Below are 19,209 nucleotides of genomic sequence, written 5' to 3'. Positions count from 1 at the left end.
GGCAGCTACCGCCTAGCGTGGGTGTGAGTAACAATGTCGATGGGAGCCTACGACGAGGAAGAGCACGAGCGCCGTGAGCGGAAAAACAGCGAGGTAGACGCTGACTTCGACGACGAGCGGACGAACTACCACGGCGAGGTCGAGTACGACAGCGGCGAGTCCGCGGAGGACCTGCTCGACCAGTTCAAGGAGATGAACTCGGAGTAGCCCTTTCTGTCCGAACCCGTAGCAGGAGTATCGACGCGCCGGTCACGACAGTGACGGCCACGACGTGCCCGAGGACGGCCGTCCGGAGAATCGGCGACGAGGCGAGAAACGGAACCAGCACCAGCTGGAGGACGCCAAAGCCCATCGTCTCCAGATCCGCCCGCTGGAGCGCCCGGGCCGTCCCGGGGTCGAACCGATAGCGAACCGACCGCCACAGCGCCACGACGCTGGCCCACCAGCCGGTCCCGATCCGGTAACACACGTCCCACAGCACCAGCAGGACCAGATAGACCACCAGGATCGGTGGATCGGGGCCGAACAGCGTGGTCAGCAGCGGCGTGCCCGACCGCGGGTCGTACACGAACAGGTGCGTGATCAGCGCGACGTACGCCAGCACCGAGAGGACGACCTCGACGCTGGACCCGAAGAGGAGGCGGCGGTAGCTCTCGGGGACGGCCTCGCCGCGGACGAGCTGGCTGATCCGGAGCATCTCGACGCTGCCCGCCGTCGCGACGACGACCGCGACGGTGCCCGCGGCCGCCGCCACCCAGAGGTCGTAGATCGCCGCCAGCACGAGGACTGCGACCTCGAAGACGAGGAACTGGATCAGGACGGCCGCCCGCGTCGACACGTCGATGCCCGGTAGTGCTCCGACGATGCTCTCGTAGGTCCAGGTCTCCCCGTATTCGACGTCCATCAGCGCTCCCCCGCGGCGACCGACTTCGGCTCGGGGGTGTCGGCACCATCGCCGACCGCCCGCCGCACCGCCGTCTCGAACGGCGTCAGCTCGATGGGCAGGTACTCCCGGATACTGTCGTCTTGCACCACGACCGCGTTCTTCAGCCCCAGGATCAGTGGATGGGCGACGGAGCGTGGCACGTCGGTCACGAGGTTCACCCAGTACGCGGAAAGTTTCGGCGTCAGGACGGGCACCGGGACGATGACTGGCCGCCGTCCCGTGACGATCTCGGCCGTCCGGGCCATCACCTCCTTGTAGCTCATGACCTCGGGACCACCGATCTCGACCGTTCGTCCGGCGAGTTCGGGCACGTCGAGGACCTCGACCAGATACGTCACCACGTCGTCGATGGCGATGGGCTGGCAGGGCGTGTCGACCCACTGTGGCGTGACCATCACCGGCAGGCGAACCGCCAACTGCCGGACCATCTCGAAACTGGCGCTCCCGTCACCGACGATGATCGCCGCCCGCAGACTCGTCAGGTCGAAGTCCGCGTCCGCGAGGATGTGTTCGACCTCCCGCCGTGACTGGAGGTGTTCCGAGAGCCGGTCGCGCTCCTCGCCCAGTCCGCCGAGGTAGAGTACCCGCTCGACGCCGGCGTCCTCGGCCGCGGCGACGAAGTTCGACGCCGCCCGCCGGTCCCGCTCGGCGTAGTCCGGCCCCGCCCGCATCGAGTGGACCAGGTAGTACGCCGCCTCGACGCCGTCGAGCGCGTCGTCGAAACTCCCGGGGTCGAGCAGGTCGCCCTCGAAGACCGACACCGCCTCCGGCCCGTCGTAGCCGTCACGATCCCGTACCAGCACCGACACGTCGTGGTCGGCCGCCAGAAGTGCCGGCACGAGGTGCCCGCCGACGAAGCCAGTCGCACCGGTCACCAGTACGCGCATACCACATGCAAGGCCCGCTGTCCCTTAACTGGTCCCCAGAGTCACCGTCAGCGACGACCGCTTCACCTACGGCTCGCGCAGGTCGCTGACACTGCTCACTCGTAATGTTGCTGTCTATCGCTCGTCTACGACTCGCGAAGGTCAGCAACATCACTCATCGCCTCATCCAACGGTTCCGCTCCACCGAGCCCGCGCGAGAGCGTCGCCGCGACGGCCTCCCGTGCCGCCGGAATCGGCTCGTGGGTCTCGACGTACGCCGCCAGCGCGAACGCGCGCTCGCTGGCCCCGGTCAGTTCCATCGCCTCGGTCCGGGACAGTTTCGCGTCCAGCCAGTCCCGGACGATCTCGCGCCCGGTCGGCCCGAGCGGCGAGACCTGTTCACCACACAGGTGCAGCGTCTTCGCAGCCGTCGTCGGCGCGACCTCGGCGACGCTGGCCGCCGTGTCGATAGAGCGCCCCTCGGCGTACACCTCGACGACGGTCGCCGCCACCGCCGGCGCACAGGGGAGCGCGTCGGCGTGGTCGGCCAGGCGCTCGGCGAGGTCCGCGTCCGTCTCGTCGACGGTCGCCACACCGCGGTCCCGCTGCTCCGTCGTCACTTCCACCCCCGCGGCGATGTCCGACAACCCCATACGCGGCGCTTCTGCCATCTCCCCAATAAATGTTCGTGGGACGGAACGATTGGGCACCCGTGTCGACGCCGCTCCACACCGCGACCGCGCCGAGAACGTACCGGTTACCGGTATGTACGTCCGGCCGGTTTCGGGCGGTTCCGGGTGGTTCGAGCGTTCTTTAAATAGTGATCCCGGGCCAACCTTCGACTGTAAGATGGCTACGTCAACGCAGTGCTGTCCGGAGTGTCAGGGTAAGCTCCGCGAGAGCGAGAGCGAAACGGTGTGTGGGGAGTGTGGCCTCGTCGTCGCGGAGGACAACATCGACCGCGGACCCGAGTGGCGGAGTTTCGCCGACGACGAGACCGAGAAAGAACGGACCGGTGCGCCGCTGACCCGGTCGCGTCACGACCGCGGCCTCACCACGGAGATCGGCCGGTCGACCCGTCTCAAGGGGCGCAAGCGCCGTCGGTTCGCCCGGATGCGCCGCCAGCACAGTCGATCCCGGATCAAGTCCAAGGCCGAGCGCAACCGGGTGTACGCCTTCGGCGAGATCCGCCGGCTGGTCAGCGCGCTCGACCTGACCGACCACGTCCGGGATCAGTCCTGTGTCCTCTTCGAGTCCGCCCAGAAGGAAGATCTCCTTCGGGGTCGCTCCATCGAGGGGTTCACCGCGGCCGTCGTCTACGCGACCTGCCGGACCGCCTCGGTCTCGCGGACACTCGACGAAGTAGTCGACGCCGCCCGGGCCTCCGAAGCGGAACTCACCGCGGCCTACGACGCCCTCAATCGCGAGCTGGGCCTCCCGACGGGGCCCATCGACCCCGCGGAGTACCTGCCCCGCTTCGCCAGCCAGCTCGACCTCCCGCAGGCCGTCGAGCGCCGAGCCAGCGCCCTCGTCGACACCGCCCGGGAGCGCGGGCTCGTCTCGGGCCGGGACCCCTCGGGCGTCGCCGCCGGCTGTCTCTACCTCGCGGCACGAGAGACAGAGTGCGACCTCACACAGGCCGAAGCGGCCGAGGTCGCCGGCGTGACCCCAGTGACACTCCGGTCGACCTATCAGGACCTCCGGGAGTGAGCGGGCCGTTCGTGCGGGGCCGGATCACTCGTCTTCCGGCTCCGACCAGTCCTCGAGCGACCGCTGGGCCGCGTCGGTCGGCGTGTCGCGCGACGTTTCGCCGAACTGCTCGAAGGAGACCTCGTACTCCCGTGGCAGGCCGGAGACGTCCACGCGGGCGTAGATGACCGGCGTCTCGCGGGCCGCGTACTCGATCAGTTCCCGCTGGGATCGTTCGAGCGAGCCGCCGCCCGTCTTGATCTCACAGCGGTAGCGTGCCACCGTCCGTCCGGCGATGTCAACCGACAGCGCACAGTCGGGCTGCCAGCGCCCGGGCGTCCCGGGTTTCGTGACCGCCGGCGGGGACTCGTCCACGTCTATCGACAGCGACGTTTCCGGGTCGAGTTCCAGATCGTGACGCACGTACAGCGCCAGCGGCCGCGCCGTCCCGTCGCCCGCGGTGAGCAGGGCTTCGCCCAGCGCGCCGTACTGGCTCGCGTCGACGCCGAACTGCCAGCCGTCGTCGGGCGCGGCCGCCGGGATCGACCCCCTGGTCCGACTCCCGGCGACCAGATACGCGTCGGCGTCGGTGTCGTCCTGTGGCGCGACCGCCTGGATCCGTACCGGACTCTCCCCGCGTCGCGTCAGCTCGGCTGCGTCCGCGCGAGCGTCCCCCTCACCCCCGTAAGAGAGTCGCTCGCCCGCGCTCGCGACCAGTTCCGCGACGGCGGAGTTCCGGTCGATGGCCGACGCCTTCACTTCGACCTGGAACTCGTCACCAGCCATGCGTGTGGCCGACACGGCCGGCCCGAATTAACCTCCCGGATTCGTCGCCGACCGAACGGTCGTCCGCACCCCCTCGGCGAGGGCCTCGATCCGCGCCGCCGCGGTACTCTCCGGCGCGACCTCGGTGACCGGCTCACCCCGAGCCTGTGCGTCGGCCATGGCGGTCGACTCCGGAAGGACCGTCACCGGCGCGCCGAGTTCACGTGCCAGCGCGTCGGCCGTTCCAGCCGTCCCAGCGCGGTTCAGGACGATCCGGGACAGTCCGGCGTCCAGTTCCCGCGCCAGCGCCCGGGCCCGCACCGCGTCGGCGACCGCCGGCTCGGCCGGCGTCGTTACCAGCACGCAGGCCTCGGCGACACAGAGCGCCAGCCCCACGTCCCCGCCAAGCCCCGCGGGACAATCGACGACCACCCGCCCGTACTCGGCCGCGACCGATTCGAGGGCCGAGACCAGCCGCGTCGGCTCGGCCGCCCGCGCGCCCGCCAGCGAGCGCCCACACGGGAGGATGGCGACGGGCGTCCCCTCCCGGACCGCCTCGACCGGATCGGCCCGACCGGCAAGCACGTCGTGAAGGTCCGGCCCGCGAGCGGCCGGCAGGTCGGCCATCCCCAGGTCCGCGTCGACGACCACGGCGTCCAGCGCGGCCGCCAGGTTGTACGCCACCGTCGACTTCCCGACGCCACCCTTCCCGCCGGTGACCGCCAGGATCATCGCACCCGGTCCAGCCGTTCGACCGGTACCGTCGCCGCCTCGGCACGCTCGGCCAGCTCCGACGCCCGGGTCGCCAGTCGCGACAGTCGCTCTGCATCACGGGAGAGCTGTGCCTCCAGATCGCGAGCGCCGGCGATGCCGCCGACCTCACGGAGCGCCTCGGCCGCGTCCGGAACCCGCGTCGCCGCCGAGAGCCGGTCGGCGGTCTCGACGCGTACCGCGACGGCATCCAGCGCCGCTCCGACCGGCGCGTCCTCGGAGTTGGGCTCGGCACTGTCGCGGGTCCCTCTGGTCCCGTCGCCGTCGGCTACCCCGACGACCGACGTCGGATCGGCGTCGTCCGACTCGGATCCCGTCGATTCCGTCTCGTCCGGTTCGGGCGACGAGTCACCGCTGGCTGTCCCGGGCGTCGGCACCGCGTCCCGCGGCGGGCGGGGCGCACCGAGCGCCCGGACGACACCGTCGGCCGTAGACTCGACGGACGGGACGGCCACTCGGGGTTCGACGCCGCCGTCGTCGGCGTCGACGGGGTCGGTCTCCGCGACGGTCAGCGGCGGGTCGGTCGGCGGTGCCGGACTCGCGAACCCCAGCGGCCGAACCTCGTCGGCTTCGAGGACACACTCGAACCCGTCCTCGTCCCACCCCTCGGCGGGCACGCCCTGCCGACGCGGCGGCCAGAGCGGGCCGTCGAGGCGACTCGTCAACCGGACGCGACGACGGTCGCCCTGATTCTCGACGCGACCGGTCACGAGCGTCACGCCGTTCTCGCGCGACGCAGTACAGGAGAGCGTCACCATGGGACGGGCTGGTCCCGGCTTCCGATATAAACTACAGGCGAAGGACCGCGGCCTCCAGCCAGTCGGCCGCCGTCGCCGGGTCGGGGAAGCGATCACAGGCGAGGACGACCGGCGCACGGAGGTCGGCGACCCGGGCCGCCGCCAGCGCCGCCGTCACGTCGCCGGCCTCGAACGGGTCGGCCGGCGTCTCCCACGGCGCGGCTGCGACGGCGTCCCGATACTCGTCGGCGAGGTCGTTCGCGAGGGCCTCGCGGGCCGCCCGCCGGAGGTTCGCCAGCCTGTCTTCCAGTTCCATCCGGCGTTCGCGGGCGTCCCGTGCCGCCCGGGCGGCCTCGGTCGCGGCCTCGTGGTTCTCGCGCGCGGCGATCAGGTCGGTCCGTGCCTCCGTGAGGTCCCGCATGGCCGCCGCCAGATCGGCCTCCACCGCGTCGGTCTCGGCGTCCCGTTCACGAAGTGCCTGCACCCGCCCGCGCAACTCCGCCACCCGTTCGTCGAGGCGCTCGACGGCGGCGGCCCGCTCGGCCACGTCTTCCCGGGCCGGTCGCGTCGACGCGTCCGGCACCGTCAGCGCTGCCAGTTCCGACTCGATCTCCGCGATCCGGTCGTCCTGTGGCGCGGTGTGACCCCGAGAGCGCGCCGCCGCCGCGAGTGCCCCCCGGATCGAGACGGACAGCTCCGGGTACACCTCGCCGACCCGCTCGTGAGCGGGGCCGGGATCGGGACACGCGACGGAGAGCGCCGCGGCGTCCCCCCGGATGGCCGCGACGGCGTCGGCCCGTGACAGGTCCAGATCACGCGCGTCGACGACACGTCCCTCCCGGACCGTCCTCCCGTCGTCGACCCTCATAGCTCGCTGTCTTTCATCGCCCCCGGGTCGGGATGGTCGTCACCGGCCGCGAACTTCGCGTACGGCGTGCTGGCGTGGTCCCGGTCGGCGTAGGCCCGGGCGGCCTCACGAACCGCGTCGGGGACCGCCTCGAACTCGTTGAGCGGTTCCGTCCGCTCGACCTGCACGTCGACGCCGTACTCCGCCCGGAGCCGCAGTGCCAGGAAGGCCCCGAACTCTGTCTCCTCGAACAGCGCCGCACGGCCGAGCCGGCGCACGACCGTCTCCTCGTGGGCCTCACACGCGTTCCGGAGCGTCTGCCGAGCCGCCCGGGAGTAGGTCACCACCAGTAGCACAGACGAATCGCCAGCCCAACACGTCAAAAAAGTATCTGAATCCGGCGATGGGTCACCCGACGAGGTTACGGGTCCGCACGTCGGCGGTCCCGTCCTCGGCGAGTCGCACTTCGGCGTCGAACAGCGACAGCAGGGTGTCGATGGTCTGCTGGTCGTGCGCGTTCGGGTCGATGTGGAAATGGGAGGTCGCACCGACCGAGTACAGTTGGCCGGTCAGGGCGTGGAGGAACTCGTAGGCAGTTTCCAGATCCACGTACTGCAACAGGGCGGTCAGCGAGTCGAAACAGACCGCGATCTGCTCGTCCCGTCCCGAGATGAACTCGCCGACCTTGATGCCGATACCGGTGAGGTCGCTCGCGTTCGAGATGGTCTGGACGGCCTGGGAATCGATGTCGGCGTTGCCGCCGCCACCGCCGACCGTCTCGCCGACGACGATCACACCAAAATCCGCCGGGTCCGTGTCGTGAGCCGACCGCCAGCGGTCGAGACAGGCTCCCGCCGGCTTGGTAAAGGACACCCACAGGACGCTCACATCGCCGGGTGCGTCCTGTGTGAGCAGGTCGACGCAGGTCCCGTCGGCCCCACTGCTCATCGATGGCGCGCCGAACATGACTGTCGTCGCGTCCCCGATTCGCTCGTTGATGTCTGACATCTCGGCTGTCACCGGCGCTCTGTCACCCTATTTGGGAGAGCCTGCTAAAACCCTTCGGGTGTTGTCTAGTCGCGTGACTGTCCGGCCCCGACGTCGGTGACGGGGTCGACCTCGACCGCCCCGTCTGCCACGCCGTCGAACAGCGAGCGAACCCGCTCGCGAGCCGCCGACTCACCGGTCGCCATCACGACCGCCCCTGCCGCCTCGTCGGGACTGCCGACCCGATAAGCCGCCAACTCGCCCTCGAACTCCGTCGCGTACGTCCGCAAGATACCACGCACGTCCCGCTCTAACCCTTCCAGATCGGTCTCCCCGTCCTCGAACGATTCGAGGGCGTCTTCGAGGTTCCGTAACGCCGAGATCCGGTCCATCTTAGGTCGTCCTGAGGTGGTCGTTGCGCGGTTCGTACACTTCGCCTTTCTGTTTGAGCTTGTCGATCTCGTGTTCGGCCTTGGACCGCTCCATCCCGGCTTCCTCGGCGCGTTCGAGCACGCGCTCGACCGGCGCACCCTCGTCGTACTCGTCCTCGATGTCGGCGATCAACGTCTTCAGGTTCTTGATCCGGTCGCGCTGGCTCTTGGAGGTCCCCGTCTCGATCACGTCCGCGTCGAGTTCGCCCGTCTCCGGGTCCATCCCGATGTCTTCGAGCGTGCGCTGGACGATCTCGATCACCCGCTGGGCGTCGGCCTGTTCGACCGTATCCGAGAGCCGGATGCGGGCGCTGGCCTCCGCCAGTCGCACCAGCGCCTCCAGCTTCCGGGCCGTCACCGGCACCGGCGCGTCCTCGTCGGTCCCCTGGGAGCGCAGGTCGACGTAGAACTCCCGAATCTCGGCTTTGGCCTCCTCGGTCATCGTCGGGAAGACGTTGCGCTTGGCGTAGGCCACGTACTTCCGGAGCAGTTCCGCGTCGATCTCCGGCGCGACCTCGTCTGTCACCCGTTCGACCTCCTCCTCCGTGTAGTCCGAGGCGCTCGTCTCCCGCCGATGGGTGTTCAGCTCCCCCGCGTAGTTGGTCGTCAGGATGTGTTCCGCGAGGTTCCGGTCTTCCTCCTCGTCGGGCTTGTCCGTCACCGTGAAGATCAGGTCGAACCGGGAGATCAGGGCGGGTTCGAGGTCGATCTGCTCGGCGATGGGCTCGTACTGGTCGAAGCGACCGTACTTCGGGTTCGCCGCACCGAGGAGTGAGCAACGAGATTTGAGGGTCGCGTTGATGCCAGCCTTCGAGACGCTGATGGAGTTGTGGAGGACGACGCCTTCGCTGACGAAGGTGTTCGTGGGTTCGACGGTCACGTCGTACACCCAGTCACAGGCGTACTCGCCCTCGTTGGGGACCGTCTCCACGTCCGTCACCCGGTAGTACCGGAGGTCACACCGCTCTTCCAGTTCGTCCGCTCGCCGTTCGAACTCGGTGAGTGTATCTTCGACGCCAGTGCGTGCGGCGTCGGTGAGTGCGCTGCGTTTCTCGGCGTCGTAGCCGCCATCTTCCGCGTAGTGGATCGTGCTCGCCGTCTCGCCGATCCGTTCCCCGAGTTCGCGTCCCGACCAGCCGACCACTTCCCGGATCTCGCCGAGCGTCTCAGCGTCGGCCAACTCGTCGCGCAGCTCGTCAGCCCGCTCCCGAAGCGCGTCGAGTTCGTTCTCCACAGTCTCGATCTGGACGCCGAAGCCCTCGTCGAGGTGCGGACGGAACTTGCCAGTCAGTCGAAGTCCGAGCAGGCTGCGTAGCTGTCGGATCTCCCGGGCCGCGCTCGTCGGGAGCACGTCGTGGTGGCGCCGGGTCCCGTTGCTCCGTTCGACGAACGCCCGAGCGTCGTCGTAGCGGTCGTCTGCCGACTGGACGACCTGCTCGACGAACCGCTCGGTGGAGTCGCCCATCACGTAAACTTTCCACGAGTCTTCGGCCGAGTCGTGGTGGATGCGCGAGGCGACACCGATCTTCGAGAGCGCGTCGGCGTAGTCCCGCGCCAGCCCCTCCGAAGCCGTGGAGAGCGACATCGCCTCGCTCTCGACACCCCCATCGCCAGCGAACGCACCGACGAGGAACCGCCGAATCGCTTCCTCGGAGGCCCCGAGAACTGACGCCGGGATCCGCTTGTCCCGCGCGGTGTGCATCACGCCCGGGAAGTTCCCCTCGAACCAGCGGTAGAGTTTCGTCGAGACCCAGCGCTTCGTGACGGTCCCGGCGGCATTCGTCGTGTCCGTACTCTCGATTCCGAACACGTCGTGCATCAGGTCGGCCGCCCGAGAGAGGAGTCGGTCGTCCTGATTCGAGAACCCGATCTCGTGTGCCGACCCCGCGTACGAGTGGCCCTCTGCGGTGAGTAGTCCGAGGATTTCGGCCAGATCGGGCGACAGTTCCTCGGGCAGGGACACGTCTTTCTCTCTGCCCTGCTGGAGTTCGGGATCGAGTGCCACCGGTTCGGCCGAGTTCGGGAGTTTCCGCGGTGCAGGGACGAACGTCCCCTCCTCGATGTTACTGGCATCGACCGTCCCGACCTCCCCGCCGTCGTCGACGAACATCGGATGCTCCGGCGTCACCAGCACGTCCCGGCCGTTCGAGAACGTCAAGCGGACGAACTCGTCGGGAGCCTCGTGTCTACTCACTCGGTCGACCGGTGTCTTTTCCACCTCGTTCGTGTCGAGGTCGACCGAGTGGACGCCCACGTCGTCCACTGGCAGAATCTCACAGTCCACACCGTCGACGACCTCGTCCGGTCGGTCGGCCATCCGCTCGTCGACGAACTCGCCGATGTTCACTCGCCGACCGTCTGCGAGAAATATCTCCGAATTCGGGTGGTATGACTGCTGTTCGAGGGCTTCGTGCATCGCGCTCCGATCTTCCGGTCGCATCTTGTCGAGTTCGTCCACAGCCGCGATGCCCTGATCGGCGAGTACGAGCGCCCCAGCCTCCAGTGTCCACTGCTGGCCGTCGCCGAAGTCGTCGCGGACGGCCGCCGCCGTAAGCCCTGCCGAGGACGAACCCTTCCCTGACGTATAGACAGAACGTGGTGCGATCTCTCGGATATATTGTAGCATCTGAGAGTTGTGGGAGACGACGCCCTCAGAGAGGTACGAGTGCGTGCCTGGAACTTCGAGATCGTAAACCCACTCGTATTCGGGTTCGATGGTGTCGATCGACTCGATCCGACTCCAGTGAACTGTCTTGCCGGTCGACCCAGACGAGTCGTTCGATGACCTCGCTCCGCCGTCAGCGAGAAGCGAACCCGGCGACACAGCGATCCGGTCGCCCGCCGAGAGACTCTCCGCCTTTCTCGCCTGGAGTCGGCCACCGCGATTCACAAACAGCGGATGGGACGGCGTCACCTCGATCTCGGATCCGGTGGCCACTTCGATGCGGTACATCTCCCCCGGCGCCTCGCGTTTCCAGACCTTCGTTGCCGTACCTGGAACAACGTCCCCTCGTGGTGTTACTGTGGGAAGGTCGATCGAAACCTCGTCGTAGAATCCGTCGTCGACCGGTTTCGGGTCGTCCAAGTTCTCCTCGACGAGTTCGCGAATCCGTCGCTCGTTTCCATCAGCCAGAGTAACCTTCGTATCTCCGCGGAGGCACTTTCCCGTACCCGGATCACCGATCAAGAGCATGTGCAGGTCGCCCCGAATCCGCGATTCGTCGGGGAGGTGTTTCGTGACGCCCGAAAAGAGCTGGAGGATCATCGCCAGCTTGGCCTGGCGGTAGCCGTAGATCGAGGGGGCGATGGAGTCGACCATCTGCTCGTAGATGTCGTCCTCCTCCGAGAGGGCGACGATCTCCTTTTTGTCCTCGTCGGTGATGTCCATGTCCTCGAACTGCTCGTCCTCGATCTCGACGGCCGAACCGTCCATGTACACGTCGAACATGGCCGATTTCTCCCCCTGGTTGCTCCGCTGATCGAGGTTGAGTTCGCCGCTGACCCGGACGTGGTCCCCGGCGGTCACCTGGCCGGTGATGTCGTCCTCGATGTTCACGTCGATGCTCTGGGGCGTCTCGCCGCCCCGGAGTCCTTCGGGGCTCTCCTGGACGCGGAGTTTCTGGGCGTCGACGAACTCCGATTGGTCGTAGTTGATGCGGAAGGGGCCCTGGCGTTCACAGCCCTGGCACTCGTGGGGTTCCTGGAAGTCGCCGGCGGACTGGGGAATGCGGGTGAGCGTGCCACACCGCTGGCACTCGAAGGCGGCGGTCGTCACCTTGGGACGTACGTCCGTGGCCTTGCGAACGATGCCGGTGACGGCGATCAACTTGCCGCGGTGGTCGGCGCGAATGTCGCGAATCCCGGTCGTCTCGGGCAGGTTCTGGACGCGGACGTGGGCCTGCCCGAGTTTCACGTCGACGGGGAGATCGTAGAGGCGCAACGCCTCCTCGGCGTAGTCTTGGAACTGGCTGGGGTGGTTGCGGTAGTCGTCGGCCAGATCGGGGTCGAACCGGTAGAGGTCCTGCCAGTCGACGTAGAGGGATTTCTGCTCGTTGGGGTACTTCTGGGCGAGTTCACCGATCTCGTTGCGGTAGTAGTTGCGGTAGAACTCCTCGAAGAGATCGATGACTTCGGTGTCCTCCGCGCGCGCCATCTGTCGTCACCGGGTTGTGCCCACTCGCCTAAGAAGGTTCGCAACGCGGGGTGGAAGTGAACGCCGGCCGGAATCACTGGCCCACCCGCAACCGACGGCCTGGACGGCGAACCGGTCGGATGGATAGAGTTAACACGCCAACCATACATCCCTGACGTGATGCGACGCCGTACCCTCCTCGCGACCGTCGGTGCCGGACTCGCAGCCGGTTGTTCGGAGTCGATTCCGTTGCTCGATCCGGAAGAAACCCCCTCCGAGACCGACGACGCGCCGCCAGGTCCCGACACACCGCCCGAATCGCCCCCCACGACGACCGACGAACCGACCGACTCCGAGCCGACCGACACGACCGAGCAAACGACGGAGGAGCCGACTCGGGCCGAGCGCGAGGCCGCCCAGCTCCTCGCGCGGGCCAGGACGAAACTCGGTGAGGCCCACGCGAGCTACGTCGGGTTCGCGGGCGGAGAGCGTGCGACCCTCCTCGACGTGACCGTCGCGACCGAAGTCAACGTCGCAGCGGTGACCAATCACGTCGGTGCGGCACAGGACGCCCTCGCGGACATGCCGCGTCGCGCGGGCGGTGACCAGATTACCGCCGCGCGACGCCTCCGTCGCCTCGCGGCGTTCTACCGGGAAGCCGTCCGCTGTCAGAACGCCCTCGGCGACGCGTACGGCGAGTTCGAGTTCGTCGTCGGCCGCCTGTTCGCCGACCAGACCGGACTCGTCAGCGACTCCACGGCGACGATCCGGGAGAATCGAGAGACAGCCGCCGGCCACCTCGACACCATCGAGGACGAGAGCACCGCCGAGGACGCGGCCGCACTCGATGCCCTCGACAGTGGAACCTACACGGCGAAAGTCGGGCAGTTCCGTCGAGCGATCTCGGCGTTCGGCACGCTCCCCGCCACGCTCGGACGCGTCAAACGCGGTTTCGACGCGTTCAGGCGCGGCGGTGACGCCTACCTCGACGAGCAGTACTTCGAGGCCCGGCGGGCCTTCGAAACCGTCGGCACGGAACTCGATCCCGCCAGCGACACCCTCTCGTCGCTGGATGCACCCGCACCGATGACCGACGCCGTCGACGATCTGACCGCCGTCTCGAACACGCTCGTCACCGCCGCCGTCGACCTCGAACTCGCCGCCGACGCCGGCACCCGTGGCTCCCGCGGCGACCGCCAGACCGCCTTCGCCGACGCACAGGCCCACCTGGAGGACGCGACAGTCGCACCCGACCGCCTCGAGATCGTCCGCCGCCTCCTCCGGCGGTGATCAGGCCGCCCCGACGAATTCTTCGAGTTCGTCCGCGCCGACGAACCCCTCTGCCTTCCGCGCGACCGGCTCACCGTCGTCGAACAGGACAAGCAGTGGCACGCTCTGCACCCGAAATCGGTCGATCAGTGGCGGATCGTCGCGGGGATTGATCAGTCCGACCGGTACCCCGGTCGCCCGCGCCACGTTCCCAAGCACCGGCTCCATGCTCTGACAGAGCGTACAGCCCTCGGTGTAGAACTCCACAAGCGCTCGGTCGTAGTCGGCCACGAACGCGTCCAGTTCCGCCTCGTCGGACAGGTGTACCGGCCGATTCTCAGTCTGTTCGCGCATACGCTACCGAGGGGTTCGAGCCGTTTAGCCTCCGCGGCCCGGTACCGTCAGGAGCCGACCTATCGAGACCCCGCTTCTGCCGGCCGACCGGCCGAACCCTGGCGGACTGAAAGGGAGATGCGCGCTTTCTACGCCGTCTGGCCTCCGATCCTGTCTCCGACACTGCTCTCGACCTGCACCTGCCGGCGGTCCGATCTTTGCCCGCGGCGACCGACCCTAGGTATGCCCCCTACCATCTCCGCCGTCGAAACCAGCGACGACTACGTCCACGTCCGCTACCGCGACCCCGACGCGTTCGACCAGATCCGGACCCCCGACTGGGCCGCAAAGGCCGCCAGATCCGTGGCCCAGGGGAGCGAAGTCCGCACCGGCGACCGCGAGGGCGACGACGACTGGTTCGTCCAGAGCGTCCTTGTGCCCCGCGACGCTGCCGCGAACGAGGGGGACGCCCGCGAGGTCGCCGAGGAAATCGTCGCGAAGATCGGGGAGTGACGGATTCGAGCGCAGGAATCCGCGCGAGGGAAGTGAGCGCGGTTCACTTCACGCGAGCACAGCGAGCGTGAAGGGAGTTTTCCCCACGTTTTTGCGAGGTTCACGAGAGCGGAACACTCGCGAGCAAACCAGAAATATCCGATTTCTGGTGTGAACGGTGCGCCTCTGGCGCACCCGACGAAGTAAAAAGTGGGAGTGGGACCGCCCGGATTCGAACCGGGGTCACGGGCACCCAAGGCCCGAAGTATACCAGGCTAACCCACGGTCCCGCGTGTAGATTTCGCTCGTGGCCAGAGGTAAGCGTTTCGTTGCAGTACGGGCCTGAACGTTTTTGCCACTCGACACCGACCACAGAGTATGAATATCGGTGAGGGCGAGTCGCTGGTCGACTACGACACGGGGGCGGCGCTGGAGGCGGCGACCGACCACGCGGGGGAGGCCCTCCTGGTCTGTGCGGAGTACACGCCGGAGGACTTCCGACTGGTGTACCTCTCGGATCGGCTTCAGGCGGAGTACGACGAGTTGGACGATATCGTCGAGGCGGGGGAGTTGTTCCACCACTACGGCCAGCTGGATTTCGTCGGCGAGGACCAGTTCGCGGAGTTCTATCCGACGCTCTCGGAGACACAGGCGTTCGTCACGTACACCGACTTCGCCATCATCGGCCGGGTGGTCGGGGCGAACGAGGCTTTCTATTTCTCCGTCGAGAACGGGACCGAAGTCACGCCGCTGGTCGACGCGGTGACCGAGATCGTCCGCTAGACGCCGAAGAAGAAGGCGATGCCGAGGGTGGTTGCGACGGCGAAGACGAGCTGGAGGGGTGCGCCGACGCGGATGTAGTCGGTGAACCGGTAGCCGCCGGGGCCGTAGACGAAAAGGTTGGTCTGGTAGCCGACGGGGGTCATGAACGCCGTCGACGCGGCGAAGGTGACGGCGAGGACGAACGCGAAGGCCGAGGCCCCGAGTTCGATGGCGACGGTCACCGCGACGGGAACCATGAGGACGACGCTGGCGTTGTTGCTGATGACGTTCGTCAACAGGGCAGTGACGACGTACAGCAGGCCCAGCACGGCGATTGTGGGGAGGGAGGCGGCCGCGAGGACGACCAGATCGGCGATGAGGGCCGCGCCGCCGGTCTGTTCCATGGCGATGCCCAGCGGGATGACGCCGGCCAGCAGGAAGATCACGTCCCACTGGACGGCCTCGTACACCTCGGGCGGGCGCAGACAGCCCGTCGCGACCATCGCCAGCGAGCCCGCAAGCGCGGCGGTGACGATGGGGAAGACGCCGACGGCGGCGAGGCCGACGACGGCGGCGACGATCCCGAGCGCGACGGGGATCTTCGACTCCCGGAAGTCGGGGCGTTCGATCTCGCCGGCGACGATGAAGTTGCGGTCCCGATCCAGCCGTTTCAGCGTCTCGGGGGCCGCCTGGACGAGCAGGGTGTCGCCGACCCGGAGCGAGATGCGGTCCATGCGTTTCCGGAACACCTCGCCGCCCCGCCGGAGCGCGAGGACGGTCGCGTCGAACTGCTGGCGGAACTCCGAACTCGCCAGCGTCTCGCCGACCAGCTGGGCGCCGGGGGCGACGACGATTTCGACGAGGTTCTGGCGCTCGTTGGCGGCCTCCAGTTCGGCCTCGTCCACGTCGACCTCGGGGAGCAGGTCGAACCCCTCGGCGTCGCTGACCTCCACCAGGGTGTCCCGGTCGGTCCGGATTGCGAACACGTCGCCGGCCCGGATGGTCTTCTGGCCGAGCGGTTCGAGGAAGATCTCCTCGCCCCGGATCAGCTGGATGATGTCAACGTCCACGTCGAGGGACTCCAGCGCGTCCCTGACCGTCTGGCCGATCACCGGCGAGTCCTCGCGGACGACGACCTCGGTGAGGTACTCGCCCATCTCGAACTCCTCGGTGAGGTCGTCCTCGGGCTTGATCCGGGCGGGCGTGAGCCACCGGCCGACGGTCATGAGGTAAGCCGCGCCGACGACGGTCAACACCAGGCCGAGCTGTGTGAACTCGAACATCGAGAACGAGTGCAGATCCAGCGTCGGGTACTGCTGGCCGAGCCGGCCGGCGATCTCGGAGGCCAGAATGTTCGTCGACGTGCCGATCAGCGTGAGCATGCCGCCGAACATCGAGGCGTAGGACAGCGGGAGGAGGAGTTTCGACGGTGAGTTCTTCCCCTGGTGGGCCAGGTCGGTCACCATCGGCAACAGGATCGCGACGGCGGCGGTGTTGTTGATGAAGCCCGAGATGGGACTGACGAAGCCGATGGTGGCCCCGAGCTGTCGGGCCTCGCTGTCGCGGGTGAACGCCGCGATCTTGCGGCCGAGGATCTGGATGATGCCCGTCCGCTGGACGCCGGCGCTCAGGACGAACATCGCCAGCACGGTGATCGTCGCCGGGTTCGCGAAGCCCGAGATACCGCGTTCGACGGCCGAGATGCCGCGTTCGGGATCGCTGAGGACGATCAGTGGATCGGCCAGCAGGCCGAGGTCGGCGGCGACCACCGAGAGCGGTTCGACGAGCAAGAGCGCGACCATCACGCCGATGGCGGTGATGTCGATGGGCACCGGCTCCGTCGCGAACATGACCAGCGCGACGAAGATCAGCGCGAAGACGAACACCATCCCGGGCGTGATCGGCGCGAGTGCCACGACCCACCTCTCTCGGGCGGGACAGGAAAAACTACAGGATTCCACCGGGCGTCGGACGCCCGCGACGGACCCGGCGCGAACCAGGACGCCGCGTCACGTACCCAGTCGGTCCCGGATGGCCGCGTAGGTCGCCGCGAACGAATCGTCGTCCCGGAAACACCCCGCCGCGACCCCGAGCGGGTCCAGCCGGGCGACGCCGTTGGCCCCCTCGACGACGAACTGCAGTCCGTCGTCGGTCCGCTCCCACTCGCCGCCGACGGTCCCCTCGATCACCAGCGCGAAGTAGCCGCCGGCCTCGGTCACGCGGTCGAGCTGGAACTGCGAGCCCGGGTCCGCGAGGTCGAAGTCCGCGAACGTCTCCGGATCGTACTCCGCGGTGACGAGGCGGTCGAGACGCTCCAGCGAGTCCGGCGAGAAGTCCAGGTCGTAGCCGGGGTAGGTCGCCGCGAACGCCTCGGCGTTGTCCGCGAGTTCCGCGGGCGTCGGCAGGGTCGGCCCCGATTCGGCCGGCCCGCTGTCGCTGATCTCCGCGGCCAGGGCCTCCCGTTCCGCGTCCTCGTCCGGGTCCGTCTCGCCAGCCCCAGCGTCGGGCGTCGCATCCGCCGAATCCCCGTCCTCGGCTCCTGCGCCGTCGGCCGGTTGTGCGTCGACCGGTTCGGTCGTCTCTGCGGCGTCGGGTTCGCCGTCGGGATCAGCCGCGGCGGCGGTACTCTCCCGCTCACCGGTGTCCTCGTCGTCGCGGTCGACCAGTCCCGCCGCGACCGTCTCCGCGATGGCGGTTTCGAGTGGCGACTTCCCCTCCGGATCGACCGTCGGTTCGGTATCTTCGCCGTCGGACTCGTCGTCGACGGATTCGCTGTCGGTGGTGTCGGTCACTTCGTCCGGTTCCCCGTCGACCCCGCCGTCATCGTCAGCACCGGTTTCGGTGGGTCCGGGTTCCGTTTCCCCGTCCGAGCCGTCTCCGGTCGCCGTGTCGTCCGCCCCGCCGACCACCGACGCGGCCAGGGGATCGGTGTCGTCTCCCTCCGCCGGGTCGTCGCCGGCCGAGTCCGCATCCGCCCCGGCGGTCTCGGCCACCACACCGCCGTCGACCGACTGCGCGTCGGCCTCCGTCTCGGCGTCGGCCACATGCCCAGGGTCGGCCGCGTCGTCGCCGGTCCCGGCGTCCGGAGCGGTCGCCTGGGTGTCCGCTTCGGTATCGACATCCCCCTCGTCTTCGCCGGTATCGTCGTCGGGTTGCACCGCGGTCAGGTCCTCGTCCGCCCGGTTCGTGGCGGCGGGCGTCTCCGTCGTTGGCGTCACGCCGGCCGTCGTCGCCACCTCGGGGACTTCGAGGTTCGCTCGGTCCGTGAGGTCGTTGAACCGCGTTGCGAACACCGACGGGCCGGTCAGCGAGTCCGCCGCGACCGAGAACACCGGGACGGGAACCGGCGGCGCGTTAGTATTTCCTTCGACGGCAACGACGATGTCGTCGTCCCGGCGGGTCCACTCGGCGTCGAGACTCCGGACCAGCGTCTCGCCGTAGTAACTGCCGAGTTGCTTGACCAGTTCCGTGAACATCCCCGAGTCCATGTCCGACGCGCCGAGTTCGGCGTCCGCGAAGCGGTCGTCGTCCCACTCGCTGTCGGCGAGTTCGTCCAGTCGGGCGAGCGAACGCGGCGAGAAGTTCAGGTCGTACCCGTCCCAGAACTCGGCGAGTTCCTCGGCGAGGGACTCCATGTCGCTCGTGTCGACGGGGTCCGGGTCCGGGTCCTCGGGCTGGTCGTCGTCGTCCTCTGTGAACCGGTCCGCGACCTCGCCGAAGACCGGTTCCTCGGCGAAGGAGTGGCCGGCCAGCTCGAACACGTCGACGGTGGCGGGGTCGCCCTCGTACTCGAGCGAGACCGCCCAGCGTTCGCCGTCTTCCACCCACTCGCCGCCGCGCTGGCGGACGAGTACCTCACCGAGGTAGCTCCCGGCCTGGATGGTGTAGCGAGTGTGCAGGTCGGCGACGGTGTCGTCGCCCTCGTCGTGCATCACGTCGAGTTTCGCGCCCTGCTTGGCGGCGAAGTCGTCGAGTCTGGAGAGCGAGTCGAGCGAGTAGTCCAATTCGTGGGCGTCCCAGTCGGCGACGGCGTCGGCGGCCTTGTTCCGGAAGGTCGTCGGCGTCGGATCCCGTCGCTCGGGCGCGGCCGCATCGGCGTCGTCCCCCGGCTCGTCGTCCCCCGAGACGAGTCCGCGGACGGAGTCGAAAAGCCCCATACTCCGGTGTCCGGTCGCGGCGTGA

The 19,209-nt window shown here is 68.3% G+C and carries 19 protein-coding genes and 1 tRNA gene; 5 read left to right on the top strand and 15 right to left on the bottom strand.

Annotated elements, in window-relative coordinates:
• The first annotated feature begins 33 nt into the window (after positions 1-33).
• Positions 34-207 carry a DUF5786 family protein gene (locus ACOZ4N_RS15585; RefSeq protein ID WP_175452766.1) on the top strand — a complete coding sequence of 58 codons (174 nt, stop codon included), beginning with the start codon at positions 34-36 and terminating at the stop codon, positions 205-207.
• On the opposite strand, the gene ACOZ4N_RS15580 is transcribed toward ACOZ4N_RS15585, so the two are convergent.
• The 3 genes from ACOZ4N_RS15580 to ACOZ4N_RS15570 form a co-directional block, all read right to left on the bottom strand.
• Entirely contained in the window at positions 185-904 is a 720-nt protein-coding gene (locus ACOZ4N_RS15580; RefSeq protein WP_424017286.1) for a DUF7530 family protein, read from the bottom strand. The genes ACOZ4N_RS15585 and ACOZ4N_RS15580 overlap by 23 nt on opposite strands.
• Entirely contained in the window at positions 904-1,833 is a 930-nt protein-coding gene (locus ACOZ4N_RS15575; protein WP_424017285.1) for an NAD(P)H-binding protein, read from the bottom strand. The genes ACOZ4N_RS15580 and ACOZ4N_RS15575 overlap by 1 nt, the downstream gene beginning before the upstream one ends.
• A gap of 125 nt (positions 1,834-1,958) precedes the next feature.
• The gene (locus ACOZ4N_RS15570; RefSeq protein ID WP_424017284.1) at positions 1,959-2,465 is read right to left on the bottom strand and encodes a hypothetical protein; all 507 of its coding nucleotides are present in this window, start codon (positions 2,463-2,465) and stop codon (positions 1,959-1,961) included.
• Between the two features lie 196 nt (positions 2,466-2,661).
• Between ACOZ4N_RS15570 and ACOZ4N_RS15565 the strand changes: the two genes are divergently transcribed.
• Positions 2,662-3,522 carry a transcription initiation factor IIB gene (locus tag ACOZ4N_RS15565; RefSeq protein WP_424017283.1) on the top strand — a complete coding sequence of 287 codons (861 nt, stop codon included), beginning with the start codon at positions 2,662-2,664 and terminating at the stop codon, positions 3,520-3,522.
• Positions 3,523-3,546: 24 nt separating this feature from the next.
• On the opposite strand, the gene ACOZ4N_RS15560 is transcribed toward ACOZ4N_RS15565, so the two are convergent.
• The 8 genes from ACOZ4N_RS15560 to ACOZ4N_RS15525 all read right to left on the bottom strand — a co-directional run bounded on the left by ACOZ4N_RS15560 (position 3,547) and on the right by ACOZ4N_RS15525 (position 12,192).
• Complete coding sequence (locus ACOZ4N_RS15560; RefSeq protein ID WP_424017282.1) at positions 3,547-4,287, bottom strand: hypothetical protein; 741 nt, start codon at positions 4,285-4,287, stop codon at positions 3,547-3,549.
• Between the two features lie 27 nt (positions 4,288-4,314).
• The gene (locus tag ACOZ4N_RS15555) at positions 4,315-4,998 is read right to left on the bottom strand and encodes a MinD/ParA family ATP-binding protein (RefSeq protein ID WP_424017281.1); all 684 of its coding nucleotides are present in this window, start codon (positions 4,996-4,998) and stop codon (positions 4,315-4,317) included.
• Positions 4,995-5,795, bottom strand: coding sequence for a hypothetical protein (locus ACOZ4N_RS15550; protein ID WP_424017280.1), 801 nt, complete (start codon positions 5,793-5,795; stop codon positions 4,995-4,997). The genes ACOZ4N_RS15555 and ACOZ4N_RS15550 overlap by 4 nt, the downstream gene beginning before the upstream one ends.
• Positions 5,796-5,826: 31 nt before the next feature.
• Complete coding sequence (locus tag ACOZ4N_RS15545; RefSeq protein ID WP_424017279.1) at positions 5,827-6,642, bottom strand: hypothetical protein; 816 nt, start codon at positions 6,640-6,642, stop codon at positions 5,827-5,829.
• Positions 6,639-6,977, bottom strand: coding sequence for a hypothetical protein (locus ACOZ4N_RS15540; protein WP_424017278.1), 339 nt, complete (start codon positions 6,975-6,977; stop codon positions 6,639-6,641). Before ACOZ4N_RS15540 ends, ACOZ4N_RS15545 begins: the two co-directional genes overlap by 4 nt.
• A gap of 52 nt (positions 6,978-7,029) precedes the next feature.
• Positions 7,030-7,629, bottom strand: coding sequence for a DUF7504 family protein (locus ACOZ4N_RS15535; RefSeq protein ID WP_424017277.1), 600 nt, complete (start codon positions 7,627-7,629; stop codon positions 7,030-7,032).
• Between the two features lie 65 nt (positions 7,630-7,694).
• The gene (locus tag ACOZ4N_RS15530) at positions 7,695-8,000 is read right to left on the bottom strand and encodes a hypothetical protein (protein ID WP_424017276.1); all 306 of its coding nucleotides are present in this window, start codon (positions 7,998-8,000) and stop codon (positions 7,695-7,697) included.
• Between the two features lies 1 nt (position 8,001).
• Positions 8,002-12,192 carry an LAGLIDADG family homing endonuclease gene (locus ACOZ4N_RS15525; protein WP_424017275.1) on the bottom strand — a complete coding sequence of 1,397 codons (4,191 nt, stop codon included), beginning with the start codon at positions 12,190-12,192 and terminating at the stop codon, positions 8,002-8,004.
• Between the two features lie 159 nt (positions 12,193-12,351).
• Between ACOZ4N_RS15525 and ACOZ4N_RS15520 the strand changes: the two genes are divergently transcribed.
• On the top strand, positions 12,352-13,461 hold the full coding sequence (locus ACOZ4N_RS15520; protein WP_424017274.1) for a hypothetical protein: 1,110 nt from the start codon (positions 12,352-12,354) through the stop codon (positions 13,459-13,461).
• On the opposite strand, the gene ACOZ4N_RS15515 is transcribed toward ACOZ4N_RS15520, so the two are convergent.
• The gene (locus ACOZ4N_RS15515) at positions 13,462-13,794 is read right to left on the bottom strand and encodes a thioredoxin family protein (RefSeq protein WP_424017273.1); all 333 of its coding nucleotides are present in this window, start codon (positions 13,792-13,794) and stop codon (positions 13,462-13,464) included. It lies immediately after the preceding gene.
• A gap of 222 nt (positions 13,795-14,016) precedes the next feature.
• On the opposite strand from ACOZ4N_RS15515, the gene ACOZ4N_RS15510 reads away from it, so the two are divergent.
• On the top strand, positions 14,017-14,286 hold the full coding sequence (locus tag ACOZ4N_RS15510; RefSeq protein WP_424017272.1) for a hypothetical protein: 270 nt from the start codon (positions 14,017-14,019) through the stop codon (positions 14,284-14,286).
• A gap of 196 nt (positions 14,287-14,482) precedes the next feature.
• Here ACOZ4N_RS15510 and ACOZ4N_RS15505 read toward each other — a convergent pair.
• Positions 14,483-14,555: transfer RNA gene (locus ACOZ4N_RS15505), tRNA-Pro, on the bottom strand.
• 88 nt (positions 14,556-14,643) lie between these two features.
• Between ACOZ4N_RS15505 and ACOZ4N_RS15500 the strand changes: the two genes are divergently transcribed.
• Positions 14,644-15,048 carry a hypothetical protein gene (locus ACOZ4N_RS15500; RefSeq protein ID WP_424017271.1) on the top strand — a complete coding sequence of 135 codons (405 nt, stop codon included), beginning with the start codon at positions 14,644-14,646 and terminating at the stop codon, positions 15,046-15,048.
• On the opposite strand, the gene ACOZ4N_RS15495 is transcribed toward ACOZ4N_RS15500, so the two are convergent.
• Complete coding sequence (locus ACOZ4N_RS15495; protein ID WP_424019964.1) at positions 15,045-16,916, bottom strand: SLC13 family permease; 1,872 nt, start codon at positions 16,914-16,916, stop codon at positions 15,045-15,047. The two genes, ACOZ4N_RS15500 and ACOZ4N_RS15495, sit on opposite strands and share 4 nt — an antisense overlap.
• Positions 16,917-17,036: 120 nt before the next feature.
• A complete protein-coding gene (locus ACOZ4N_RS15490; RefSeq protein WP_424017270.1) occupies positions 17,037-19,184 on the bottom strand; it encodes a hypothetical protein in 2,148 nt (715 codons plus the stop codon).
• Positions 19,185-19,209: the final 25 nt, after the last annotated feature.

The organism is Halorientalis pallida, from assembly GCF_049605515.1.
Lineage (GTDB): Archaea > Halobacteriota > Halobacteria > Halobacteriales > Haloarculaceae > Halorientalis > Halorientalis pallida_A.
Note: the sequence above shows the minus strand (reverse complement) of the source record. Positions and strands in the feature narration are given on the sequence as shown.

Coding starts and splice junctions, on each gene's coding strand:
- ACOZ4N_RS15580 (WP_424017286.1), bottom strand. CDS start 904: ATGGACGTCGAATACGGGGAGACCTGGACCTACGAGAGCATCGTCGGA.
- ACOZ4N_RS15490 (WP_424017270.1), bottom strand. CDS start 19,184: ATGGGGCTTTTCGACTCCGTCCGCGGACTCGTCTCGGGGGACGACGAG.
- ACOZ4N_RS15585 (WP_175452766.1), top strand. CDS start 34: ATGTCGATGGGAGCCTACGACGAGGAAGAGCACGAGCGCCGTGAGCGG.
- ACOZ4N_RS15530 (WP_424017276.1), bottom strand. CDS start 8,000: ATGGACCGGATCTCGGCGTTACGGAACCTCGAAGACGCCCTCGAATCG.
- ACOZ4N_RS15495 (WP_424019964.1), bottom strand. CDS start 16,916: ATGGTGTTCGTCTTCGCGCTGATCTTCGTCGCGCTGGTCATGTTCGCG.
- ACOZ4N_RS15555 (WP_424017281.1), bottom strand. CDS start 4,998: ATGATCCTGGCGGTCACCGGCGGGAAGGGTGGCGTCGGGAAGTCGACG.
- ACOZ4N_RS15550 (WP_424017280.1), bottom strand. CDS start 5,795: ATGGTGACGCTCTCCTGTACTGCGTCGCGCGAGAACGGCGTGACGCTC.
- ACOZ4N_RS15510 (WP_424017272.1), top strand. CDS start 14,017: ATGCCCCCTACCATCTCCGCCGTCGAAACCAGCGACGACTACGTCCAC.
- ACOZ4N_RS15575 (WP_424017285.1), bottom strand. CDS start 1,833: ATGCGCGTACTGGTGACCGGTGCGACTGGCTTCGTCGGCGGGCACCTC.
- ACOZ4N_RS15525 (WP_424017275.1), bottom strand. CDS start 12,192: ATGGCGCGCGCGGAGGACACCGAAGTCATCGATCTCTTCGAGGAGTTC.
- ACOZ4N_RS15570 (WP_424017284.1), bottom strand. CDS start 2,465: ATGGGGTTGTCGGACATCGCCGCGGGGGTGGAAGTGACGACGGAGCAG.
- ACOZ4N_RS15535 (WP_424017277.1), bottom strand. CDS start 7,629: ATGTCAGACATCAACGAGCGAATCGGGGACGCGACGACAGTCATGTTC.
- ACOZ4N_RS15500 (WP_424017271.1), top strand. CDS start 14,644: ATGAATATCGGTGAGGGCGAGTCGCTGGTCGACTACGACACGGGGGCG.
- ACOZ4N_RS15515 (WP_424017273.1), bottom strand. CDS start 13,794: ATGCGCGAACAGACTGAGAATCGGCCGGTACACCTGTCCGACGAGGCG.
- ACOZ4N_RS15520 (WP_424017274.1), top strand. CDS start 12,352: ATGCGACGCCGTACCCTCCTCGCGACCGTCGGTGCCGGACTCGCAGCC.
- ACOZ4N_RS15565 (WP_424017283.1), top strand. CDS start 2,662: ATGGCTACGTCAACGCAGTGCTGTCCGGAGTGTCAGGGTAAGCTCCGC.
- ACOZ4N_RS15560 (WP_424017282.1), bottom strand. CDS start 4,287: ATGGCTGGTGACGAGTTCCAGGTCGAAGTGAAGGCGTCGGCCATCGAC.
- ACOZ4N_RS15545 (WP_424017279.1), bottom strand. CDS start 6,642: ATGAGGGTCGACGACGGGAGGACGGTCCGGGAGGGACGTGTCGTCGAC.